At 69.9% G+C, this 21,640-nt stretch carries 21 protein-coding genes; 12 read left to right on the forward strand and 9 right to left on the reverse strand.

Translation table 11 applies throughout. From position 1 onward, the window contains the following. Positions 1–20 precede the first annotated feature (20 nt). The 4 genes from ACTOWL_RS18905 to ACTOWL_RS18920 all read right to left on the reverse strand — a co-directional run bounded on the left by ACTOWL_RS18905 (position 21) and on the right by ACTOWL_RS18920 (position 4,617). Complete coding sequence (locus tag ACTOWL_RS18905) at positions 21–929, reverse strand: ChbG/HpnK family deacetylase (RefSeq protein WP_441322813.1); 909 nt, start codon at positions 927–929, stop codon at positions 21–23. Next, complete coding sequence (locus ACTOWL_RS18910) at positions 895–1,911, reverse strand: glycosyltransferase family 2 protein (RefSeq protein ID WP_441322814.1); 1,017 nt, start codon at positions 1,909–1,911, stop codon at positions 895–897. Before ACTOWL_RS18910 ends, ACTOWL_RS18905 begins: the two co-directional genes overlap by 35 nt. An 8-nt stretch (positions 1,912–1,919) precedes the next feature. Further along, on the reverse strand, positions 1,920–3,491 hold the full coding sequence (locus ACTOWL_RS18915; protein WP_441322815.1) for a glycosyltransferase family 39 protein: 1,572 nt from the start codon (positions 3,489–3,491) through the stop codon (positions 1,920–1,922). A gap of 382 nt (positions 3,492–3,873) precedes the next feature. Continuing rightward, positions 3,874–4,617, reverse strand: a complete 744-nt coding sequence (locus tag ACTOWL_RS18920) for a CHAP domain-containing protein (RefSeq protein ID WP_441322816.1) — start codon at positions 4,615–4,617, stop codon at positions 3,874–3,876. 655 nt (positions 4,618–5,272) lie between these two features. On the opposite strand from ACTOWL_RS18920, the gene gabD reads away from it, so the two are divergent. The 6 genes from gabD (at position 5,273) to ACTOWL_RS18950 (ending at position 12,435) form a co-directional block, all read left to right on the forward strand. Continuing rightward, positions 5,273–6,730 (forward strand): NADP-dependent succinate-semialdehyde dehydrogenase, encoded by a 1,458-nt coding sequence (gene gabD, locus ACTOWL_RS18925; RefSeq protein WP_441322817.1) that lies wholly within the window; start codon positions 5,273–5,275, stop codon positions 6,728–6,730. Beyond that, on the forward strand, positions 6,727–7,437 hold the full coding sequence (gene rpiA, locus ACTOWL_RS18930) for a ribose-5-phosphate isomerase RpiA (RefSeq protein WP_441322818.1): 711 nt from the start codon (positions 6,727–6,729) through the stop codon (positions 7,435–7,437). Before gabD ends, rpiA begins: the two co-directional genes overlap by 4 nt. Before the next feature lie 144 nt (positions 7,438–7,581). Beyond that, positions 7,582–8,964, forward strand: coding sequence for a glutathione-disulfide reductase (gene gor / locus ACTOWL_RS18935; RefSeq protein ID WP_441322819.1), 1,383 nt, complete (start codon positions 7,582–7,584; stop codon positions 8,962–8,964). Then, positions 8,961–9,710: a class I SAM-dependent methyltransferase gene (locus ACTOWL_RS18940; RefSeq protein ID WP_441322820.1), complete on the forward strand. Its 750-nt coding sequence runs from the start codon at positions 8,961–8,963 to the stop codon at positions 9,708–9,710. The genes gor and ACTOWL_RS18940 overlap by 4 nt, the downstream gene beginning before the upstream one ends. Positions 9,711–9,853: 143 nt before the next feature. After that, complete coding sequence (locus ACTOWL_RS18945) at positions 9,854–11,242, forward strand: class II 3-deoxy-7-phosphoheptulonate synthase (RefSeq protein WP_441322821.1); 1,389 nt, start codon at positions 9,854–9,856, stop codon at positions 11,240–11,242. 20 nt (positions 11,243–11,262) lie between these two features. Beyond that, positions 11,263–12,435: a nicotinate phosphoribosyltransferase gene (locus ACTOWL_RS18950; RefSeq protein WP_441322822.1), complete on the forward strand. Its 1,173-nt coding sequence runs from the start codon at positions 11,263–11,265 to the stop codon at positions 12,433–12,435. Positions 12,436–12,444: 9 nt separating this feature from the next. Here the strand turns inward: ACTOWL_RS18950 and ACTOWL_RS18955 are convergent, their stop codons facing one another. Further along, the gene (locus ACTOWL_RS18955; RefSeq protein WP_441322823.1) at positions 12,445–12,969 is read right to left on the reverse strand and encodes a hypothetical protein; all 525 of its coding nucleotides are present in this window, start codon (positions 12,967–12,969) and stop codon (positions 12,445–12,447) included. 98 nt (positions 12,970–13,067) lie between these two features. On the opposite strand from ACTOWL_RS18955, the gene pabB reads away from it, so the two are divergent. Both pabB and ACTOWL_RS18965 read left to right on the forward strand, forming a co-directional pair. Beyond that, positions 13,068–14,477: an aminodeoxychorismate synthase component I gene (pabB, locus tag ACTOWL_RS18960; RefSeq protein ID WP_441322824.1), complete on the forward strand. Its 1,410-nt coding sequence runs from the start codon at positions 13,068–13,070 to the stop codon at positions 14,475–14,477. Beyond that, positions 14,477–15,283 (forward strand): aminotransferase class IV, encoded by an 807-nt coding sequence (locus tag ACTOWL_RS18965; protein ID WP_441322825.1) that lies wholly within the window; start codon positions 14,477–14,479, stop codon positions 15,281–15,283. The genes pabB and ACTOWL_RS18965 overlap by 1 nt, the downstream gene beginning before the upstream one ends. 105 nt (positions 15,284–15,388) lie before the next feature. On the opposite strand, the gene ACTOWL_RS18970 is transcribed toward ACTOWL_RS18965, so the two are convergent. The 4 genes from ACTOWL_RS18970 to thrS all read right to left on the reverse strand — a co-directional run bounded on the left by ACTOWL_RS18970 (position 15,389) and on the right by thrS (position 18,959). Further along, complete coding sequence (locus ACTOWL_RS18970; RefSeq protein ID WP_441322826.1) at positions 15,389–15,952, reverse strand: DUF2867 domain-containing protein; 564 nt, start codon at positions 15,950–15,952, stop codon at positions 15,389–15,391. Continuing rightward, positions 15,949–16,866: an extracellular catalytic domain type 1 short-chain-length polyhydroxyalkanoate depolymerase gene (locus ACTOWL_RS18975; RefSeq protein ID WP_441322827.1), complete on the reverse strand. Its 918-nt coding sequence runs from the start codon at positions 16,864–16,866 to the stop codon at positions 15,949–15,951. The genes ACTOWL_RS18970 and ACTOWL_RS18975 overlap by 4 nt, the downstream gene beginning before the upstream one ends. An 84-nt stretch (positions 16,867–16,950) precedes the next feature. Continuing rightward, complete coding sequence (locus ACTOWL_RS18980; protein WP_441322828.1) at positions 16,951–17,667, reverse strand: hypothetical protein; 717 nt, start codon at positions 17,665–17,667, stop codon at positions 16,951–16,953. An 83-nt stretch (positions 17,668–17,750) separates the two neighbouring features. Next, positions 17,751–18,959: a threonine--tRNA ligase gene (gene thrS / locus ACTOWL_RS18985; RefSeq protein ID WP_441322829.1), complete on the reverse strand. Its 1,209-nt coding sequence runs from the start codon at positions 18,957–18,959 to the stop codon at positions 17,751–17,753. Positions 18,960–19,312: 353 nt separating this feature from the next. On the opposite strand from thrS, the gene ACTOWL_RS18990 reads away from it, so the two are divergent. The 4 genes from ACTOWL_RS18990 (at position 19,313) to ACTOWL_RS19005 (ending at position 21,629) form a co-directional block, all read left to right on the forward strand. Further along, the gene (locus ACTOWL_RS18990; protein ID WP_441322830.1) at positions 19,313–19,720 is read left to right on the forward strand and encodes an MbcA/ParS/Xre antitoxin family protein; all 408 of its coding nucleotides are present in this window, start codon (positions 19,313–19,315) and stop codon (positions 19,718–19,720) included. Beyond that, on the forward strand, positions 19,711–20,403 hold the full coding sequence (locus ACTOWL_RS18995) for an RES family NAD+ phosphorylase (protein ID WP_441322831.1): 693 nt from the start codon (positions 19,711–19,713) through the stop codon (positions 20,401–20,403). The genes ACTOWL_RS18990 and ACTOWL_RS18995 overlap by 10 nt, the downstream gene beginning before the upstream one ends. Positions 20,404–20,514: 111 nt before the next feature. Beyond that, positions 20,515–21,204: a GTP cyclohydrolase II gene (locus tag ACTOWL_RS19000; protein WP_441322832.1), complete on the forward strand. Its 690-nt coding sequence runs from the start codon at positions 20,515–20,517 to the stop codon at positions 21,202–21,204. Next, positions 21,201–21,629 (forward strand): hypothetical protein, encoded by a 429-nt coding sequence (locus tag ACTOWL_RS19005; protein WP_441322833.1) that lies wholly within the window; start codon positions 21,201–21,203, stop codon positions 21,627–21,629. Before ACTOWL_RS19000 ends, ACTOWL_RS19005 begins: the two co-directional genes overlap by 4 nt. The last annotated feature ends 11 nt before the right edge of the window (positions 21,630–21,640 follow it).

Raw genomic sequence — 21,640 nt, forward strand, 5'->3', positions numbered from 1 at the left:
CCGGAACGGGACCTACGAGTCTAGCCGATTCCGCGGCGAATGGGAGCCTCCACGGCCGGGACGGGGCGATTGGCCGCCGCCGGCGCGCCGAAGGGCGCCAGCCGGGCGTCGTGCCGCCGCATCGCGGCTGGGAAATCCGGCCCGGCGAAGTAGCGGTATTCCACCGCGCGCATCCCGGTGACCGGATCGAGCGCGGCGAGCCGGGCGTCGACCAGGCCGGGATGGCACATGATCACCGCCCGGTCGGGCGCGGTCTCGAGCCAGCGCTCGAACAGCACGTCGTAGCCACGGTCGACGAAGTCGTAGACACCGCAGAAGCTGTCGTTCCGCCGCTCGGCCGCCGGGTCGAGCACGGCGTCGGACCGCAGGCTCAGCGCCTGCAAGAAGAGGGATTTCACGGCGAAGGGACGGCGGACGATCCGCCGCGGCCGGTCGCCGCAGCGCCGGATCCAGCGCGGCCGCAGCCCGGCGGAGCGCAGGGTCAGGGCCAGGGTCTCGGCGATGCCGGGCAGCAGATGGACATGCTGGTGCCCATCGATGAAGTCCGGCGCCCGGCCGAAGGCGTCGACGAAGGCGGCGTGCTGCGCCTCGATCTCGGCCGACAGGGCGCCCGACGGCAGTTGCCGCGCGAGGCTCAGCCGGACCAGGGCGGCGAGGCTGGGGAACCGGCGCCAGCCGGCATCGACGCGAAGCTGCGGCGACAGCGGGGCGAAGGGGCCGGTGAGGCAGAGATGCAGGCCGATCTCGACCGGCCCGGCGGCGGCGGGCAGGTTGCGCAGCAGGCCGGCGGCCTCGGGCCAGAACGATCCGACGGTCAGGCAACTGGTGCCGGACAGGCGACCCTCGGCCAGCAGCTGGCGGATCGCCAGCGACACGCCGGGGGCGAGGCCGTAATCATCGGCGACCAGCGTGATACGCCTCAAGGACATGGCTCATCTCTTCCACAGGGTCCCGCCGCCTATGCTCGGCGACGACATAGAGGGGGCGGTCCTTCACCTCGTCGAGGATCTGGCCGAGATACTCGCCGAGGATGCCGAGATTGATCAGCAGCACGCCGCCGATCAGCACCAGGATGGCGATCACGCCGGGCACGCCGGGCAGGGCCACGCCCTCGGCCAGGCAGACGACGGTGATCCACAGCCCGTAGGCGAAGGCCGTCAAGGCCATGGCGAAGCCCAGCAGGGTCGAGATCCTGAGCGGCATGCGGCTGAACGAGGTGACGCCGTTGAGCGACAGCAGCAGCAGCTTCCAGAACGACCATTTCGTGGTGCCGCCGATCCGCTCCGCCGGCTGGTAGTCGATCCGGCGCTGCTGGAAGCCGACCCAGACCGACAGGCCCTTGAAGAACCGGCCGCGTTCGCGCAGGCCGCGCAGCGCTTCCGCCGCCCGTGCCGACAGCAGCCGGAAATCGGCCGCGTCCGGCGTGATGCGGAAGGTGTTGCCGGAATTCATCAGCCCGTAGAAGGACTTGACCAGCAGGCGGTAGACCGGCCCTGCCTGCCGCCGGCGGCGCACGGCATAGACGATGTCGTCGCCGTCGACCAGCCAGTGGTGGACGAAGCTGTCGATCAGCTCCGGCGGGTGCTGGCCGTCCGAATCCATGAACACCACCGCATCGCCCATCGCGGCGTCGAGGCCGGCGGTCAGCGCCGCCTCCTTGCCGAAGTTGCGGCTGAGGCGGATCAGCTCGACCCGCACCCGGCCCTCCGGCAGGGCGGCGACGATTCCGGCGCTGCCGTCGCGGCTGCCGTCGTCGACATAGATCACCTCGACCGCCAGACCGTGAGCCTCGTCGAGCCGGGCGGCCAGGGCTTCGAGCTGCCGGTGCAGCGCCGGGACCGAATCCGCCTCGTTGTACAGCGGCACCACAATCGACAGGCGGCGCAGGGTGGTCCGGAGGGTGTGGTTCATCATGGCCCTCATGAGCCGGGGCAGGTGACGGCCGGGGTGGTCCGGCCGGGAAGCACGGCGAGCCAGACGGTGCGGCTCTCGAGCGGCGTGCCGAGCGCCGTCCGCGCCGGCCAGGCATAGGCGGTGATGTCCCGGGGGCAGAGGCCGGCGATCGGGCGGTCCGGCTGCGGCTGGCGCCGCGAGGCGTAGACGGCGCCGCTGCGGAGGAGGAGGTCCCGGCCGATCCAGGGCGACAGCGCCGGGTCTGCATCCTCGAACACCTGCGGCCGAGCGGCGCCGTACAGGGAGATCGTCCCGGCCTCCGGGATGGTGCCGATCACCGTCTCCGGCGCGCCGGGCTGGCTCTTCCGCCACAGCGCCTCGGCTGCCGCGGACAGGGCCGGGCCGTCGAGATTCATGATGTTCGGGGTGCCGGACAGGCCGGGCTTGACCAGCATCAGCACGGCGAAGCCGATCATGAAGGCCGGCGCCAGGGCGAGGGCGGCGGTGCGGAAGCGCGAAGCCGACAGGCCGGAGGCCGCGAGGGCGGGCAGGAGCAGGGCCAGGAGCGGCGGCGCGGCCAGCACGAAGCTCATGCCCCACATCGTCCGGATGCGGATGCCGGTGGCGGCGGAGGCGAGGGCGAGGGCGGCGATCGGGACCAGGTAGACGAAGGCGAGGTAGAGCCCGGCCGGGGAGCGGAGCCGCTGGTGGGCGAGGTGGAGGAGGGCGGCGATTCGCTCCCACCCCAGCGGGCTGAGCCCGATCGCCGCGGCCAGCAGCATCGGCGCGATGGCGAAGGCCTGGTCGCCGAGGAAGGTGAGGGGGCCGATCAGATGGCCCGCCGGGCCGGTCAGGGTGTCGTCGCTTCGATCGGCCAGATAGCTCAGCGTGGTGAAGTCGTTCTGCACCAGCCACAGCAGATGCGGTGCGACCACCAGGAGGCAGGCCGCCAGCCCGAGATAGAGGCCCGGCCGGGCGAAGTGCCGCCGGCCGGCGGGCGACAGCAGCAGATAGGCCAGGAGCGTGGCCAGCAACACGACGATCGAGTACTTCGCCAGCAGGCCCAGCCCGGCGGCGAGCCCGGTCAGGCCCCACCAGACCGCCTGGTCGCGGGTGACGGCCCGCCAGAACAGCGCCATCGTCCAGGCCCAGAGGGCGAACTGCACGGTGTTCGGGTTGAAGCGCGGCGCGGCGTAGGTGGTGTAGTGGGTCAGGGCCAGCAGCACCACCGCGACCAGCGCGGCGCGGCGCCCGGCGATGTCGCGCGTCAGCAGCCAGACGGCGGCAAAGGCGGCGGCGATGAAGGCCTGGCTCAGCCCGTAATAGGCCCAGTTGGCGCTGCCGAACACGGCGTGGACGAGCTCGGCGGACCAGGCCGCCAGCGGCGGGTGCTTGTGGTAGCCCCAGAGCCAGTGTTGCCCCCAGTAGAGCCCTTCGAGCGTGTCGGGATGCAGGTTGCCGGCCAGCCAGGCCGGCAGCAGGGTCCAGGCCACGAAGCCGGCGCCGAGAAAGGTGGGGACCCAGAGGGAATGGATATCGCGGACGACGGCGAGCACCGCTCCGGCCGGCACCGGGCCGGGCCGGTGCGTCCCCGGCACGACTGGGGACTCGGTAACGGATCTGGATCGGACCGCCTCGGTGCTCACGATGTCGTCGCTGCTCACTAGGAACGCTTGGCCGCGGTTCGGCCAATCGCGGCCGGGGATGCGGCGCCATTAGAAATAATGGCTCTTCCGAGGTTCCGGTATTTACAGTTTCGTATACATTTCCGACGCGTTGTTTGCTTGTTGGCGCGGGGTCTGGTCGAGACACAAGTATTGTGGAGAGAAATTAATAATTCTGGTCTGTTTAAGTAGTTCAATGAAAAGCTGCAATCTTCTTTTTGAAAGAAGGTCGCTTCTGCATGCCGGCCCACAAAAGACGAAGGCCCGCCGACAATTGCGGCGGGCCTTGCTGGAACCGGGAGCGGGAAGCGGTCTGTCAGTCGGCGCGTTCGGCGACCTGGGTGTTCGGCGCGTAGATGAAGCCGTAGGTCGGGTACACCGAGGTGCCCATCTGGGCGGTCGGCTGATGCCAGAAGCGGGTCTGGCTCCAGTCGTTCTTGGCCGAGACATCGATCACCCGGGCCGGCTCGTTCACCCGGCCGCGCGGCGCCCAATTGGCCTGGTCGACGATAATCTCGCGGGAACTGACCACCCGGCGCACCACCGCGACATGGCCGCGCCGCATCGAACCGGTGCGCTTCAGTACGATCACCGAGCCGGCGACCGGCATGCGGCCGCGGTTGTAGCGGCCGGAGGCTGCATCCCACCAGCGCCAGGCATCGCCGGAGATCTGGAAGCCGGTCAGTTCGCGGGCGAAGGGGACGCAGGACCAGCGGCGATGCTGGGCCTTCAGCGTCGAGACGCGCTGGATCTGCCGCTGCTCGGTGACGTTGCGGGCCGTCAGCTGGGTGCGCGGGATCGCTGCAGTAGCCACGGCCGGGGCCTGGGGACGAGCCCGGGGCGCCGGTGCTGTGACCGTCTTCCGCTCCGTGGCCGGTGCCGGGCTGGCCGGCTGGTCCGTCGCCGCCTGGCGGGTGGCCACGGCGTCGCGGACGGCGCCTTCGACCTGATCGCTGGACTGGCCGGCGGCTGCGGCAGCCGCGGCATTCAACTCGCGCGTGGTGCGTGAGGCGGCGTGTGCGGTTTCGCTGAGAAGGGCGACGCTGCAGACCAGCGTCAACAGACTTGCAGTGAGGGTACTGAGTGGGCGCTTGGCCCGAGTTTGAGTTCTGATTCTGTGGTCATAGTCAGTGTCGCGGGTCATCACTGGCCCGTCCCCCCTGCGCTGTGTCAATCGGACTGCACTCGCTCCCTTGGCGCTCCAAACGGATGCAGCGCCTTTCCGGCCGGCTCGTTCGGTGACCCCAGTCACCGCCCCCTCACCGGCAAGAACGGTTAGTAACATTCTGAAATATTCCCGCCAAGCGGAAATGACACCTTTCCGCCAGATTTCTGCCCGCTTTCGAACGCCAATACAGAAGCGATCCGGGTTCATGTATTGCAGGCGGGCGTAAAAAAATTATTCGACTTTTGCAAAGTGCATAGGTCGTTTCGGATGCCTATTCGTTCGGCCCTGGACACGATGCTGGAAAGTTGACGGGTTCAATTGACTGGGGTGGCTACTTGATAGCTCCGAAGCGAAGCGGCTGCTAATGCATTCATTGTCCGACAAAAACGACCGATGTTCCGGTTTCGGACCTTGCAGCGACGCGGCGAGCCCCGCGTCTGGCGCATAGCAGAGTATTGGACGCCTTGGCCGCCTTCCGCCGGCCGCGCTACAACCTCCTTCCGAGATTCAGGCGGCAAGATGCGCCGAGAAGAGGGAGACCGAACCGATGCAGCTCACCGACTCGAAGCTTTTCCGCCAGCAAAGCTATGTCGACGGCCGATGGGCGGACGCTGATGACGGGCGGGTGATCGAGGTCACCAACCCGGCCGACGGCGCCAGGCTGGGCACCGTGCCGCGCGCCGGCGCCGCCGAGACCCGCCGCGCCATCGCCGCCGCCGACAAGGCCTGGCCGGCCTGGCGCGCCAAGACGGCGCAGGAGAGGTTCACGATCCTGCGGCGCTGGTTCGAGCTGATGATGGCGAATCAGGAGGACCTGGCGAAGCTGATGACGGCGGAGCAGGGCAAGCCGCTGGCCGAGAGCCGCGGCGAGATCGCCTATGCCGCCAGCTTCGTCGAGTGGTTCGCCGAGGAGGGCAAGCGGATCTACGGCGACACCATCCCGGCGCCGGCCGGCGACCGCCGCATCGTCGTGATCAAGCAGCCGATCGGCGTCTGTGCCGCGATCACGCCCTGGAACTTCCCGGCGGCGATGATCACCCGCAAGGCCGGCGCGGCGCTGGCCGCCGGCTGCACCATGGTGGTCAAGCCGGCCAGCGAGACGCCCTATTCGGCCCTGGCCCTGGCCGAGCTGGCGGAGCGTGCCGGCATCCCGGCCGGCGTGTTCTCGGTCATCACCGGCAGCGCCAGCGAGATCGGCGGCGAGATGACCTCGAGCCCGATCGTGCGCAAGGTGACCTTCACCGGGTCGACCGAGATCGGCAAGCTGCTGATCCAGCAATCCGCCTCGACGGTGAAGAAGGTGTCGATGGAGCTGGGCGGCAACGCGCCCTTCATCGTCTTCGACGACGCCGATCTCGACGCCGCGGTGCAGGGGGCGATCGCCTCGAAATACCGCAACACCGGCCAGACCTGCGTCTGCGCCAACCGCCTGCTGGTGCAGGACGGAGTCTACGATGCCTTCGCCGCCAAGCTGGCTGAGGCGGTCGGCGCGCTGAAGGTCGCCGATGGCATGACCGACGGCGCCCAGCAGGGGCCGCTGATCAACATGAAGGCGGTCGAGAAGGTCGAGGAGCACATCGCCGACGCCCTGGAGAAGGGGGCCCATCTCGCCCTCGGCGGCAAGCGCCATGCCCTCGGCGGCACCTTCTTCCAGCCGACGATCCTGACCGACGTGACGCCGGAGATGAAGGTGGCGAAGGAGGAGACCTTCGGCCCGCTGGCGCCGCTGTTCCGGTTCAAGACCGAGGAGGAGGCGATCCGGATGGCCAACGACACCGAGTTCGGCCTCGCCTCCTACTTCTACAGCCGCGACATCGGCCGGATCTGGCGGGTCGGCGAGGCGCTGGAATACGGCATCGTCGGCATCAACGAGGGGTTGATCTCGACCGCCGTCGCTCCCTTCGGCGGGGTGAAGGAAAGCGGCCTCGGCCGTGAGGGCTCGCATTACGGCATCGAGGATTATCTCGAGGTCAAATACCTGTGCGTGGGCGGGCTGAACCGGTGACCGAGACCCTGTCGCCGCAGGAGCAGGGCAAGCGCGCCGCGGGCGAGGCCGCGGCGGCGCTGGTCGAGGACGGCATGCGGCTCGGCCTCGGCACCGGCTCGACCGTGCGCTGGGTGCTGGATGCGCTGGGCCGCCGCATCCGGGAGGAGGGGCTGCGCGTCACCGGCATCCCGACCTCGGAGCAGACGGCCGAGCGGGCCCGTGCGCTCGGCATCCCGCTGACCGACTTCGCCGCGACCGAGGCGCTCGACCTGTGCATCGACGGTGCCGACGAGGTCGAGCGCGGGACGCTGCGCCTGATCAAGGGGCTGGGCGGGGCGCTGCTGCGTGAGAAGATCGTGGCCGAGGCCGCGGCCCGCTTCATCGCCGTGGTCGACGCCTCCAAGATCGTCGAGGTGCTCGGCGAGAAGGCGCCGCTGCCGGTCGAAGTCACGGTGTTCGGCTGGGAGGCGACGGCCCGGCGCCTTTCGGCCCTGGGCGGCGCCCCGGTGCTGCGGCAGCGCGACGGCGCCGCGGTCCGCACCGATGGCGGCAACCTGGTCCTGGATTGCGGCGGCTTCGCGCCGATCCGCGACCCGGATGGGCTGCAGCGGGCGGTCAAGTCGATCGCCGGGGTGGTCGAGACCGGTCTGTTCCTCGGCGGCGCCGAGCAGGCGATCATCGGCCAGGCGGACGGCACAACGACCTCGCTGCGGCCCGCGCCCTGAGATCTCCGGAGGACATAGCGGCCCTGCGGGCGGAACGGGCTTGCCTCGATCGCGGTCCGCGGCCCAAATGCCGGGTGAACCCCTTCCCGCGCGGCCGGTCGCCGGCCGCGCCGCTTTGACCGCGGCGGGCGGTCTGGACATGCCATGACCGGATACGATTTCGACTATTTCGTCATCGGCGGCGGCTCGGGTGGCGTGCGCTCGGCCCGCATCGCGGCGCAGCACGGCGCCCGGGTGGGCATCGCCGAGGAGCGCTACTGGGGCGGCACCTGCGTCAATGTCGGCTGCGTGCCGAAGAAGCTGCTGGCGATGGCGGCGCATTTCTCCGCCGATTTCGAGGACGCCGCCGGCTTCGGCTGGACCGTGCCGGGCGCGACCCATGACTGGGCCACGCTGATCGCCCGCAAGGACGCCGAGATCGGGCGGCTGAACGGCATCTACCGCAACCTGCTGACCGGTGTCGGCGCCACCATGTTCGACGCCCGGGCGGTACTGGTCGACGCCCACACGGTCGAGGTCGGCGGCAAGCGCGTCACCGCCGACCGCATCCTGGTGGCGACCGGCGGCTGGCCGGTGCTGCCGGACCGGCCGGGCGTCCGCGAGCTCGCCTTCACCTCGAACGAGGCGTTCCATCTGGAGCGGATGCCGCAGCGCGTGGTCATCGTCGGCGGCGGCTACATCGCAGTCGAGTTCGCCGGCATCTTCCACGGCCTCGGCGCCGAGGTGACGCTGGTGCATCGCGGCGACATGGTGCTGCGCGGCTTCGACGACGATCTGCGCGTCCATCTCGCCACCGAGATCGGCAAGGCCGGGGTCAATCTGCGCCTCGGCTGCAATGTCGAGGGCATCGCCAAGGTTGGCGACGCCCTGGCGGTGACGCTGAGCAACGACGAGGTCGTCGCCGCCGACGGGGTGATGTACGCCACCGGCCGCAAGCCGAACTCGGCGGGGTTGGGGCTGGAGACGGTCGGTGTGGCGGTCGATGCCGACGGCGCCATCGCCGTCGACGAGCAGTACCGGACCAGCGTGCCCAACATCTACGCCCTGGGCGACGTCACCGACCGGCTGAACCTGACGCCGGTGGCGATCGCCGAGGGCCATGCCCTGGCCGACACGCTGTTCGGCGGCAAGCCGCGGGTGCCGTCCTACGAGAACGTGCCGACGGCGGTGTTCTCCAACCCGCCGATCGGCACGGTCGGGCTGACCGAGGCGGCGGCGCGCGAGCGCCATGGCGAGGTCGATGTCTACCGCGCCGTGTTCCGGCCGATGCGCCACACCTTGTCGGGCCGCGAGGAGCGGACGCTGATGAAGCTGGTGGTCGACCCCAAGACCGACCGGGTGCTGGGCTGCCACATGGTCGGGCCGGATGCGCCGGAGATCGTCCAGGGGTTGGGGATCGCGCTGATCTGCGGCGCCACCAAGGCGCAGTTCGACGCCACCATCGGCATCCACCCGACCGCGGCGGAGGAGTTCGTGACCATGCGCAGCAAGGTCGAGCGCCCGGCCAGCCCCGGGCTGGCGCAGTGACGGATTCGCCGCAGAATATCTATGACGACCCGGTGTTCTTCGCCGGCTATGCCGCGCTGCGCGAGGCCGAGAGCGGGCTGAATGCCGTGCTGGAGCAGCCGGCCCTGACGCGGCTGCTGCCGGCGTCGCTCGCCGGGCTGCGCATCCTCGATCTCGGCTGCGGCTTCGGTGACTTCGCCCGCTCCGCCCGGGCGCGCGGGGCGGCCTCGGTCATGGGGATCGACGTTTCGGCGAAGATGCTGGCGGAAGCCCGGCGGCGGACCTCGGATCCCGCGATCCGCTACGAACAGGCGGCGATCGAGGCGCTGGCGGTGGAGCCGGGAGCGTTCGATCTGGCCGTCTCGTCGCTGGCCCTGCACTACGTCGCCGACTATGCGGGCGCGGTTCGGAAGATCGCTGCCGCCCTGGTGCCGGGAGGCCGTTTCGTCTTCTCGGTCGAGCACCCGATGTGCACCGCGTTGGGCGTCTATGAATGGCATCGCGATGCCGACGGGGCCGAGCTGCATTGGCCGGTCGACCGCTACGGCGAGGAAGGGCGGCGCGACACGCGCTGGTTCGTCGACGGGGTGGTCAAGCACCATCGCACCGTCGCCAGCTATGTGAACGGCCTGGTCGACGCCGGGTTGTCCCTGGCGCGATTGGAGGAGCCCGAGGCCGATCCGGCGGCGCTGCAGGCCCGGCCGGAGCTCGCGCTGCAGCGGCGCCGGCCCCCCTTCCTGCTGCTCGCGGCGGACAAGCCGGCGTAGCGGCCGCCGCACGCCGTTCTTGTCATAAGAGGGCTGCGCTGCGACGCTGGCAAAGCCGAAGGCGCAGGCGTATAGCCTCACATCCGGTCCTGGCCGCCATGGGGAGTGCGCGGGCAGGGGCGTAAGGTGCGGAGTGTACGGCGATGGCGGAACGGTGGACCCCTGACTCCTGGCGCGCGATGCCGGTGAGGCAGATGCCGCAATATCCCGACGCGGCCAAGGTGGCGGCGGCGGAGCAGACCCTGTCGAAGTACCCGCCGCTGGTCTTCGCCGGCGAGGCCCGCTCGCTGAAGGCGGCGCTCGGCCGCGTCGCCGCGGGCAAGGCATTCCTGCTGCAGGGCGGCGACTGCGCCGAGAGCTTCGCCGAGTTCCACCCGGACAAGATCCGCGACACCTTCCGCGTGCTGCTGCAGATGGCGGTCATCCTGACCTTCGGCGGCGGCCTGCCGGTGGTGAAGGTCGGCCGCATGGCGGGCCAGTTCGCCAAGCCGCGCTCCGCCGACATGGAGACGATCGACGGCGTCTCGCTGCCCTCCTATCGCGGCGACATCATCAACGGCGTCGAGTTCAACGAGGCCTCGCGTATCCCCGACCCGGCGCGCATGGTGCAGGCCTTCAACCAGTCGGCCGCCACGCTGAACCTGCTGCGCGCCTTTGCCCAGGGCGGCTATGCCGACCTGCACAAGGTGCATTCGTGGAACCTCGGCTTCGTCACCCGGTCGCCCTGGGGCGAGCGCTACGAGGCTTTCGCCAGCCGGATCGACGAGGCGCTCGAGTTCATGGCCGCCTGCGGCGTCAACGCCGAGACCACGCCGGCGATCCGCGAGACCGATTTCTACACCAGCCACGAGGCGCTGCTGCTGCCCTATGAGCAGGCGCTGACCCGGATCGACAGCACCTCGGGCGACTGGTACGACGTCTCGGCCCATCTGCTGTGGATCGGTGACCGTACCCGCCAGGCCGACGGCGCGCATGTCGAGTTCCTGCGCGGGGTGAAGAACCCGCTGGGCCTGAAATGCGGCCCGTCGCTGGACCCCGACGACCTGATCCGCCTGATCGACGCGCTGAACCCGGACAACGAGGCCGGGCGGCTGACCCTGATCGTGCGCATGGGCGCCGACAAGGTCGTGGACAAGCTGCCGCCGCTGCTGCGCCGGGTGCGCGACGAGGGCCGCACCGTGGTCTGGTGCTGCGACCCGATGCACGGCAACACCATCTCCTCACCCTCCGGCTACAAGACCCGGCCGTTCGACCGGATCCTGTCCGAGGTGCGCGACTTCTTCGACCTGCACCGGGCCGAGGGCACCCATCCCGGCGGCGTGCATTTCGAGATGACCGGCCAGGACGTCACCGAATGCACCGGCGGTGCCCAGGCCATCACCGACGAGGCGCTGTCGCTGCGCTACCAGACCGCGGTCGACCCGCGGCTGAACGCCAGCCAGTCGCTGGAGTTGGCGTTCCTGATCGCCGAGAAGCTGAAGCAGGAGCGCAGCGCACAGGATGCGGCCCGCCGGGCCGCGGCTGCGGAATAGCAACCCAGGGAACGGCGTCCATGACCCCTTCGGTCGACGAGCTGTCGCGCTGGACCGACAAGTACTTCCTGCGGACCAAGGGGATCGTGGAGCGCTTCGGCGACACCCGCGTCACCTATGCCGTGTTCATGCGCCGGCCGGTGGTGGCCGCGCCGCGGCTGGCGATCGAGTGGCTGCAGCAGGTGGCCAAGGAGCGCGGCTTCACGGTCGAGATCGAGCTGCGCTACGCCGAGGGCAAATGGGTCGGGTCGGGCGAGCCGCTGCTCTACATCACCGGCCCGCTGCGCCACCTGGTCGATTGCGAGACGGTGCTGCTGCAGAAGCTGGGCCCGGCCTGCGTCGCCGCCTACAACGCCTATACCATGTGCGCCGAGTTGTCCCGCGCCGCCTTCCTGGCGATGGATGCGCGGCACTGCGCCGGCACCGAGATGGCGGAGTCGATGGCCTATGCCGCCAGCGTCGGCTCGGCCCGGGCCCGGCGCAAGCACGACGCCAAGGGCTTCGTCGGCAACGCCACCGACGCCACGGCGCATTTCTTCGGTCAGACCGCCGGCCTCGGCACCATGCCGCACGCCCTGATCGGCTATGCCGGCTCGACCGTCCGTGCCGCGGAGATGTTCCACGAGGTGTACCCGGACGAGGCGCTGACCGTCCTGGTCGACTACTTCGCCCGCGAGGTCACCGACGCGCTCGAGGTCTGCCGCCGCTTCCCGGAGATGGCGGCGGCCGGCCGGCTGTCGGTCCGCATCGACACCGGCGGCGGCCGCTACATGGAAGGGCTGGGGCCCGGCGAATCCTACGCGGTGCTGGAGCGGCACGTGCCCGAGGCGGTGCGCGGCTATCGCAGCGAAGAGGAGCTGCGCCATCTGATCGGCACCGGCGTCTCGGCCGCGGCGATCCACCATCTGCGCGACAAGCTGGACGAAGCCGGCTTCGGCAAGGTCAAGATCGTCGCCTCGAGCGGCTTCAGCCCGGCCAAGTGCCGGGTGATGGCGCTGGCCAAGGCGCCGATCGACGTGGTCGGCACCGGCAGCTTCCTGCCGGAGCGCTGGAGCGAGACCTACGCCACGGCCGACATCGTCGAATACGACGGCAAGCCGATGGTCAAGGTCGGGCGCGAATGGCTGCTGCGGCTGCGCCCGGACGGCAGCGCCCGGACGGGGCCGGACACGATGGCCGGCTCCGGGATCTGACGCGCGGACTCAGGACGGGGACGGTTTGCGCCGCCTGACGCGCGGCGCTTCGCCCTCCTCGTCGTCGGTGTCGTCGACCGCGCCCCGCTCGATGTCGCGCTCGACCGAGGCGCTGAGCCGCTGGAACAGGCCGAGGCCGAGCATCATGCCGGTCCCGGCCACGATCAGCGCGGTCGGGTACAGCAGCAGGTTCACGTCGTCGCGCGCCACCTTGAAGATCACCACCAGGGCTTCGAGGAAGACGGCGATGATCATGGTCGAGATGAATTTGGTCAGGCTCTTGCGCACTTCGGAGGCGCGGCGCCGCTCCTGGCCCCGCGCGACCTCCTCCTCCAGCAGGTACTTGGCGACGTCGAACACGGCGATGGCGATGATCAGGTAGCCGATGACGTCCAGCATCGCCGTGTCGGTCGCGGCGTGCGGCGTCTGGAAGGTCGTCACCACCGAATAGATCGCATAGGCGGTCAGCCCGGCCGCCAGAAGCATCAGGATGACGCTGACGAGAAAGAAGGCCGCGCGGGAAACCAGTTCCATGAATGCCTCCCGAAGGCGCGGCGGTGTGTGCCGACCCGCCGCGTGCTAGCTTCGGGCTGACCTGTCCGCCGGAGCCCGATCGTTACGTGAACCACCGCTTGGCCACTCCGTTCCCTTTGCCCGTCACCGTGGCGCCGGATGTCCTGTGCCGGCCGATCCCGTGGCGCGACCCGGTCGAGGCCTTCGCCGCGATCCGCCATCGGTCCCGGCCGGTGCTGCTCGATTCGGCCCTGGTCGACGGGACGCGGGGCCGCTGGTCGCTGATCGCGGCCGATCCGTTCCGCTGGGTCGAGGTCGGGGCCGCTGAGACGCCGGCCGATCCGTTCGGCGCCATCGCCACGCTGCTGGCCCGCTATCGGGTCGAGCCCGATCCGGAGCTGCCGCCGCTCGGGCCCGGCGCGATCGGTGTTCTGGGCTACGAGGCCGGGCGCTTCGCCGACCGCATGCCGGCGCCGCAGCCGGTCGGGCTCGCCCTGCCGGACATCGCCTTCGGACTCTATGACTGCGTCGCCGTGTTCGACGCGGTGCAGCGGCGGGCCTGGGTGCTGTCGACCGGCTGGCCCGAGGAGAACCCCGTGGCCCGCCGTCACTGGGCGCAGGCGCAGGCCGACGACCTGACCGCGGCGATCGCCGGAGCCCCGGCCTCGCCGCCGCCCGACGCGACGCCCCGCGGCGTCTGGCAGTCGGAGATGCCGGCGGACGGCTATCGCGACGGCGTCCGGCGGATCCGCGACTGGATCACCGCCGGCGACATCTACCAGGCCAACCTGACCCAGCGCTTCCTGGCCGACCTGCCGGACGGGCTCGACCCGTTCACGCTGCATCGCCGCCTGCGCGCCCTGTCGCCGGCGCCCTTCGCCGCCTTCCTCGACCTGGGGCAGGGGCGGTGGATCGCCAGCGCCTCGCCGGAGCGGTTCCTGGCGGTCGACCCGGCCGGGCGGGTCGAGACCCGGCCGATCAAGGGGACCCGGCCGCGCGGCGTCGATCCGGCGACGGATGCCGCGCTGGCGGCGGAACTGCAGGCCAGCACGAAAGACCGGGCCGAGAACCTGATGATCGTCGACCTGCTGCGCAACGACCTGTCGAAGGTCTGCGCCGTCGGCAGCGTGCGGGTGCCGGTGCTGTGCGGGCTCGAGACCTTCCCCCGGGTGCATCACCTGGTGTCGGTGGTCGAGGGGCGGCTGGCGCCGGGCCGCAGCGCGGTCGACCTGCTGCGCGCCTGCTTCCCCGGCGGCTCGATCACCGGCGCGCCGAAGATCCGGGCGATGGAGATCATCCGGGAGCTGGAGCCGGCGCGGCGCGGGGCCTATTGCGGCTCGGTCGTCCATCTCGGCTTCGACGGGTCGATGGATTCCAGCATCGTCATCCGCACGCTGTGCGGGGCGCAGGGGCAGGTGGCAGCCCAGGCCGGCGGTGGCATCGTCTATGATTCCGACCCGGACGCCGAGTATGACGAGGCCATGGTGAAGGTCCGGCCGCTGCTGCAGGCGCTGGCGGGGACCGGCTGATGCCCTGGCTGAATGGCGAGATGCTGACGGCCGGGGCGGCACGGATTGACCCGGCCGACCGCGGCTTCATCCTCGGCGACGGGCTGTTCGAGACCATCCGGGTGCGCGACGGCGCCGCGGTCTGGCTGGACCGGCATCTGGCGCGGCTGACCGAAGGCAGCGCCGTGCTGGGCATCCCGGCGCGCTTCGGCGATGCCGCGCTGGCCGAAGCCTGCGCCGCGGTGATCGCGGCTGAGGGGATCGAGGCCGGGGTGCTGCGCCTGACCGTCAGCCGTGGCACCGGACCGCGCGGCGTGCTGCCCCCGGCGGCGCCATTTCCAACCGTGCTGGTCGCCGGCCATGCCGGGCTGCCGCCGCAGGGGTCTGTGGCTCTGGTCGTCGCCCGCGGGACCTGCCGCAACCAGGCCTCGCCGCTCAGCCGGGTGAAGTCGCTCAACTATCTCGACGCGGTGCTGGCCCGGCGCGAGGCGGCGGAGCGCGGCGCCGACGACGCGGTGATGCTGAACACCGCGGGCCGGGTGGCCGAGACCACCATCGCCAACCTGTTCGCCCGGATCGATGGCGCCTGGGTAACGCCGCCGGTGGCGGAGGGGGCCTTGCCCGGGATCATGCGCGCCGAGGTGCTGGCGCGGCTGGAGGCAGTGGAGCGGCCGCTCGCGGTCGAGGATCTGCGGCGGGCGGGAGCGCTGCTGCTGACCAACGCTCTGTCGATCCGCGCCGTGGGGCGGCTGGAGGACAGGGCTCTGCCGGTCGGAGCAGAGGCCGCTATCGGCCTGCGCCGCGAACTGGGATTGCCTGCGGTATGAGGTAAGACATATTCGAAGGGTGCGGAAGCGAAGACATTCGTGATTGAATGAAAGTATTTCTTTCGATTTTGATGCTGGGTGCAGAAATCAAGATTTTTGTGACCACTAACCTTGTGCTCGTGCAAAGTGTGCCAGGTGAGTCCTGACCACGAGGTAATGAAAGGGCCTGATCACGTTGAGATAGGTGAGGCCGACGGCATTGTGGGAGTGCACGACGGTTGTCGCGATGAGCTGCGTGCCGGTTGGAGAATTGCGACGGAGCAGCGATAACCGGAAGTCCAGGTGTCGATCATCCTCACCCAGCACAATCTCGTCGTTGCCTTCCCATTGCACCGGGAAGAAGTCCACGCGATCGTTGTCGGCCCTGGACGCTCGGACCTCGCCGGAGGTTTTGACGCCAAGGGGCGTCACCATGGCATCGCGCACCGCGACCAACGCCTTGATCCACGCGGGCGGATCGCCGACTGTCCGGGTCGCCAGCATGCGCATGCTGTACTGTTTCGATGAACTCAAATCGATGCTGTAGCTATCGAGTAGGCTGGCATTCTCGTACCAGCCTGCAACGACGCTTTCAGGTGGCGGCGTGGTCCGGCGCACCCGTGCTTTTCGTTCTAAACACATGCCGACGGCCTCGATAAAGTCATTTGCGGGCAGAATGTCGCGCTTCACAGCCGCGGGTGGTCGGCGAAGAAGCGCCAGATATGCGGCGTGGCGGCGAAGCCGGGGGTCATCTGGCCGTCCGGCCACGCGTGGTAGCCGTCCTCGACCACGTCGAACCGGACCGCGGTTCCGGCCCGGCAGTCCGGATAATCCTCCACCTTGATGCCCAGCACCGTCGCCCGCGCCACCGGCTGCGCCCGGCAGCCGTCGAAGGCGGCCCAGAAGGCGACCGAGTCCCGCACCGGCGGGAACTTGGCGCGGGCATAGCTCTCGCGCTCGGGGGTGCCCTTGAACGGGACCGCCTCGTCGCCGGTGCCGTGGACGTGGATCACCGAGACGGGGCGGCTCGGGGTGCAGGACGGCACCAGGATGGCGCCCGAGACCACGGCGATTCCGGCGAAGATGTCGCTGGCGTCGCAGGCCAGGCGATAGGCCATCATGCCCCCGGCGGAGAAGCCGGCGGCGTAGACGCGGTGGCGGTCGACCGCGCGCTCCTGCTCGATCGTCGACACCAGGGCGCGCAGGAAGCCGACATCGTCGGCGTCCTGCCGCATCGCCGCGCCGCAGCAATCGCCGGCGTTCCAGCTGAACTGGCCGGCGGTCTCGGCGGTCGGCTTCAGGCGGCCGGTGCCGTTCGGATAGGCGACGATGAAGCCTTCCGTATCGGCCTCGGCGCTGAAGCCGGTCAGGGCGATCGCGCTGTCGGCGTTGGAGCCGCCGCCATGCAGCACCACCACCAGCGGCAGCGGGTTGCCGCCCGCCGCGGCCGGCGGCAGGTGCAGGATGTAGCTGCGGGCCACGCCGTCGACCGGCAGCGTGGCTTCGACATCCGTGCCGGCGGCTCGTCCCGATGCCATCGACAATGGTAGGGCGAGCGCCGCGATCACCGCGAACATCAGCGCTTGTGCAAGCCGTCGTGCCATTTCTGCCGTCTCGATCGGGTCCGGCGCGAGAATAGCGCGGGCGGCCCAGCTATCCGGCCGCGATGAAGGGTCGCGGGGTCGCCGCTATCCTCTGGCCGCCTTGCCGCGCCGCCCGGCGTCCTGCGCCAGTTGCTCGATCAGCCCGACGAGCTCGCGATGGGCAGGGGTGGCGGGGTCGCGCAGGGCGGAGGTCGGCTGGTCCTCGGTCAGATGGCTCAGCCGCACCAGGGCGCGGATGCGCTGCCGCCGGGTCTGCTTGAGATCGGAGGAGCGGTGCCGGAACAGGATCCGGGCCAGCTCGCCGTCACCGAACAGGGCGTTCAGCTCGGCGCCGGTCGTGTAGATCAGGAACAGCACCAGGATCCAGATCTGGATGAAGAGGAACCGGTGCCAGGAGAACTGCTCCGCCAGGGCCGCGCCGAAGCCGCCGATCTGGCCGCTATCGACGACATGGTGGATGAAGGCCTCGAGCAGCCGGGCGATGAAGACGAAGGCCCAGTACACGAAGGTCTTGAACAGGATCGGCAGGATCAGCGGCGCGTGGTCGAAGCGCCGCAGGAACGGCATCTTGTCGGCGACCAGCACCGCCTTGCCGACCACCAGCGCCGCCGTGGTCGCGACCAGGAAGTTGATCGACCGGGCGAGGTATTCGGACAGCACCAGGTTCTGCGTGAACACGATCAGGTTGAAGCCGACCAGGAAGAACAGGGTCGGCGGCAGGACGTGGCGGATCTCATGGCCGAGATGACGGAGAACGCGGTGCAGACGGCTGTCCTGCGCCGCCAGGGAGGTGCTGGCCATCGACCGTCTCCGGTGCTTGGGACCGTTCCGGAATCCTGGCGCCGAAGCGGGGCGCGGCAAAGCATATTCCGCGCCCCCGCAGATCAGGCGGCGAGGGCAGGGGCCGGCGATTGCGCCTCGGCCTCCAGCCGGGCGATCGCGGCGGCCAGGGGCAGGGATTCCTGACGGCCGTCGCGATAGCGCAGCGCCACGGTGCCGTCCCGCGCCTCGCGCGCGCCGATCGCGGCCAGCACAGGGACGCCATCGGCATGGGCGTCGACGATCTTGCGCGACAGCCGCTCCGGCCGGGCGTCGAGGGCGACGCGCAGCCCCGCCGCCTCGAACGCCTCGGCCACCCGGCAGGCCGGGACGACGTCGTCCGCGCCGATCGAGGCGACCACCACCTGCTCCGGCGCCAGCCACAGCGGCAGCTTGCCTTCATGGTGCTCGAGCAGGATGCCGATGAAGCGCTCCAGGCTGCCCAGCACCGCGTGGTGCAGCATCACGGGCAATTGGTGGTTGCCATGCTCGTCGACATAGGCGGCATCTAGCCGCTCCGGCATCACCAGGTCGAGCTGGATGACGCCGCATTGCCAGCGCCGGTCGCGGCTGTCGCGCAGGTGGAATTCCAGCTTCGGGCCGTAGAAGGCGCCCTCGCCGGGCAGGGTCTCGAAGTCGAGCCCGACCTGCCGCGCCGCGTCCGCCAGCGCCGCCTCGGCCCGGTCCCAGACCTCGTCCGACCCCGCCCGCTGCACCGGCCGTGTGGCGAAGGCGACGTCGAAGCGGTCGAAGCCGAAATCGGCGTAGATCCGGCGCAGCAGGCCGCAGAACCGCGCCACCTCGGCCTGGATCTGTTGCTCCAGGCAGAACACATGGGCGTCGTCCTGGACGAAGCCGCGCGCCCGCATCAGCCCCTGCAGCGCGCCGGATGGCTCGTTGCGGTGCACGGCGCCGAACTCGAAGTAGCGGATCGGCAGCTCGCGATGCGACCGCACGCGCTTGTTGAAGATCTGGATGTGCCCGGGGCAGCTCATCGGCTTCAGCGCCATGATCCGGCCCTCATCGGCCACGGCGAACATCTGGGCGCCGAATTTCTGCCAGTGGCCGCTGCGGTTCCACAGGCCGCGGGCCAGCAGCTGCGGTGTCCGCACCTCGCGATAGCCGGCCCGGGCCATGCGCCTTCGGACATGGTCCTCGACCACGCGGTAGAGCGCCCAGCCGCGCGGGTGCCAGAAGACCATGCCGGGGCCGTCCTCCTGCTGGTGGAACAGGTCGAGGCGGTTGCCGAGGCTGCGGTGATCGATGTCGTCCATGGGAAGTCTCCGTTGCGTTGGACCGGCGCAGGGAGAGCCCAGAAAGACCAAGGGCCCCGTCCGTTGCCGGCGGGGCCCTTTGGTGGTCGGCGAGGCGCTGTCCGATCAGCGCGCACGACCTCCGCACGACCCGCCTGTGGCGGTGGTCGTTTTGGCGGTCGCGGTAATCATCGAACGGATCGCGCTCATGGCATCAGTAGAGCCATGGCCTGCAGACGGCGTCAACCAGGATGCAACGCGGGGAGGGGCTGCCGTGTTGATGCGGCGGGACTTGTCATCAGCCGGGTCTCTCGCTATATTTATCTCAAACGAGATTGAAAGTCTCAAATGAGTTTGAAAAAAGGAGCGGTTCGATGATGGCGCGGGAGGCGGCGGTGGCGCCGGTCGGTGCCGAAGGGCGGGTGGCCCGGGCGGGGCTGAGCGCCTTCTTCAACATCGTCGAGGCCTGGGGGCTGAAGGACGAGGAGAAGCGCGTGCTGCTGGGCCGCCCGTCCAAGGCCACCTTCTATCGCTGGAAGGCCGGCGCGACCGGCCATCCCTCGGCCGACACGATGGAGCGGATCTCCTACATCCTCGGCATCTACCGGGCGCTGCAGATTCTGTTCAAGGACGCCAAGCTGGCCGATGGCTGGGTGCGGCGGCCGAACACGGCCTCGCCCTTCGGTGGGCGCTCGGCGCTCGATCGCATGCTGTCGGGCAACGTCGCCGACCTGTTCGTGGTCCGCCGCTACCTCGATGCGGAGCGCGGCGGTTGGGGTTAGTCATCCCGCTGCGCCGGGTCGACTGGCCCGAGTGCTGGCGCATCATCCCGAGCCGCTATCCGCCGATCGACCTGTTCGAGCGGGTGGCGCCGCCGGAGGATTGGGAGCTGCTGATCGAGCTCGAATCCCGCACCAACGACAGGCTGCGCGACCAGGTCGGGCAGATCGCGCTGGTGCCGCTGGAGGAGCGGATGAGCGGCCCGGGCACCAGCTTCATCATGGCGCCCTTCACCCATCTGCATCCGGATGGCAGCCGCTTCACCGACGGCACCTATGGCGCCTATTACGGCGCCGCGGCGCTGGATACGGCGGTGGCGGAGACCAGCTATCACCGCGCCCGCTTCTTCGCCGCGACGGCGACGCCGGCGACCACCATCGACATGCGGGTCCTGATCAACAGCCTGTCGGGTGGGCTGCGCGACATCCGCGGCCTGGGCGCCGAGCTGCCCGGCGTCTACGACCCGGTCGACTATTCGGCCGGCCAGGCGCTGGGGCGGCGGCTGCATGGCGACGGCGCCTTCGGCATCGCCTATGACAGCGTCCGCCATGCCGGAGGGCTGTGTGCCGCCGTGTTCCGGCCGCGCAGCGTGCTGACCCCGGTGATCCAGGAGCGGCACCTGTCCTATCACTGGGACGGAACCCGGATCGCGGCGGTGCACGAGATCCGGGCGTTGCAGACGTAGCCCGCCGCATAGCCGATCTCCGTTCGGGGGGCTGGGAATATCGAAGCCGCCCACCGATATTGTCCCCACGGTTTCACGAGGTCGGTCGCGGCGCGGCCGTCGGGGTATTCGATGCAGGCACCGGTCAACCCGCCGCGGGTCGAGATCCGCACCACCGTCACCATCCCGATCCTGGACGGGGCGGGTAAGGGCGTGTTCCACACCTTCAGCGGCTTCGGCGACGGCGGCGAGCATTTCGCCATCGCCCTCGGGCCGCAAGGCCGCGACGTGCCGCTGGTGCGGGTGCATTCCGAATGCCTGACCGGCGACGTCTTCGGCTCGCAGCGCTGCGATTGCGGCCCGCAGTTGAACGACGCCCTGCATCGCATTGGAAAAGAGGGCGGTTTTGTCCTTTATCTGCGCCAGGAAGGGCGCGGCATCGGCCTCTATGCCAAGCTCGACGCCTATGTGCTGCAGGACCAGGGGCTCGACACCTATGAGGCCAATGAGCGGCTGAACTTCCCGCATGATCTGCGAGACTTCACGCCGGCGGCGCAGATGCTGCTGGCGCTCGGGGTCAAGCGGATCCGGCTGCTGACCAACAATCCCGACAAGGCGAAGCAGCTCGAGGCCGCCGGGATCGAGATCGCCGAGATCGTGCCGACCGGCGTCTTCATCACCGAGCACAACATCCAGTACCTTGAAGCCAAGGTGAAGAAGCACGCGCATCGAATTGATCTGACGGAGATTTCCGGCCAGGCCACGGTGCTGCCTATGGCTGTCGGCGACACCCCGGGGGTGCGCCGCCTGGGCAAGCCTTGACGCTGCCGGCCGGACTCTCGCCGGGTTTCGGCTTCGGCGGCGTCCTCCGCGACACGCTGCCGGAGCCGCTGCGCCACGCCGCGCCCGCCACCCGGACGGCGGGTGACGACGAAGCCTGGATGCTGGAGACGCTGCGGACGGCGATGGCCCATAACGGGCTGTCCGACCCCAATCCGGTGGTCGGCTGCGTCATCGTCCGCGACGGCTGCGTCGTGTCCCGCGGCGCCACCGAGCGGATCGGCGAGCGTCACGCCGAGCGTGTCGCGGTCGAGGCAGTGCCCGACCGCTCGGCGTTCCGCGGCGCCACCGCCTATGTCACGCTCGAACCCTGCAGCCATCACGGCCGCCAGCCGCCCTGCGGTCCGGCGTGCCGGGCCGGATCTGTGATGTCTCGGCCGGGCCAGCCCGAACCGACCGAATTGTGAGAGCTTGCCGT

The sequence above is a fragment of the Inquilinus sp. CA228 genome, assembly GCF_052078665.1.
Taxonomy (GTDB): Bacteria; Pseudomonadota; Alphaproteobacteria; order DSM-16000; family Inquilinaceae; genus Inquilinus.

Bases quoted from the DNA above. Each gene is read 5' to 3' on its own strand.
- ACTOWL_RS18910 (WP_441322814.1), bottom strand. From the start codon at position 1,911: ATGAACCACACCCTCCGGACCACCCTGCGCCGCCTGTCGATTGTGGTG.
- ACTOWL_RS18965 (WP_441322825.1), top strand. From the start codon at position 14,477: ATGCCCTGGCTGAATGGCGAGATGCTGACGGCCGGGGCGGCACGGATT.
- ACTOWL_RS18975 (WP_441322827.1), bottom strand. From the start codon at position 16,866: ATGGCACGACGGCTTGCACAAGCGCTGATGTTCGCGGTGATCGCGGCG.
- gor (WP_441322819.1), top strand. From the start codon at position 7,582: ATGACCGGATACGATTTCGACTATTTCGTCATCGGCGGCGGCTCGGGT.
- ACTOWL_RS18945 (WP_441322821.1), top strand. From the start codon at position 9,854: ATGGCGGAACGGTGGACCCCTGACTCCTGGCGCGCGATGCCGGTGAGG.
- ACTOWL_RS18990 (WP_441322830.1), top strand. From the start codon at position 19,313: ATGATGGCGCGGGAGGCGGCGGTGGCGCCGGTCGGTGCCGAAGGGCGG.
- ACTOWL_RS18950 (WP_441322822.1), top strand. From the start codon at position 11,263: ATGACCCCTTCGGTCGACGAGCTGTCGCGCTGGACCGACAAGTACTTC.
- thrS (WP_441322829.1), bottom strand. From the start codon at position 18,959: ATGGACGACATCGATCACCGCAGCCTCGGCAACCGCCTCGACCTGTTC.
- ACTOWL_RS18955 (WP_441322823.1), bottom strand. From the start codon at position 12,969: ATGGAACTGGTTTCCCGCGCGGCCTTCTTTCTCGTCAGCGTCATCCTG.
- gabD (WP_441322817.1), top strand. From the start codon at position 5,273: ATGCAGCTCACCGACTCGAAGCTTTTCCGCCAGCAAAGCTATGTCGAC.
- ACTOWL_RS18980 (WP_441322828.1), bottom strand. From the start codon at position 17,667: ATGGCCAGCACCTCCCTGGCGGCGCAGGACAGCCGTCTGCACCGCGTT.
- ACTOWL_RS18905 (WP_441322813.1), bottom strand. From the start codon at position 929: ATGTCCTTGAGGCGTATCACGCTGGTCGCCGATGATTACGGCCTCGCC.
- ACTOWL_RS19000 (WP_441322832.1), top strand. From the start codon at position 20,515: ATGCAGGCACCGGTCAACCCGCCGCGGGTCGAGATCCGCACCACCGTC.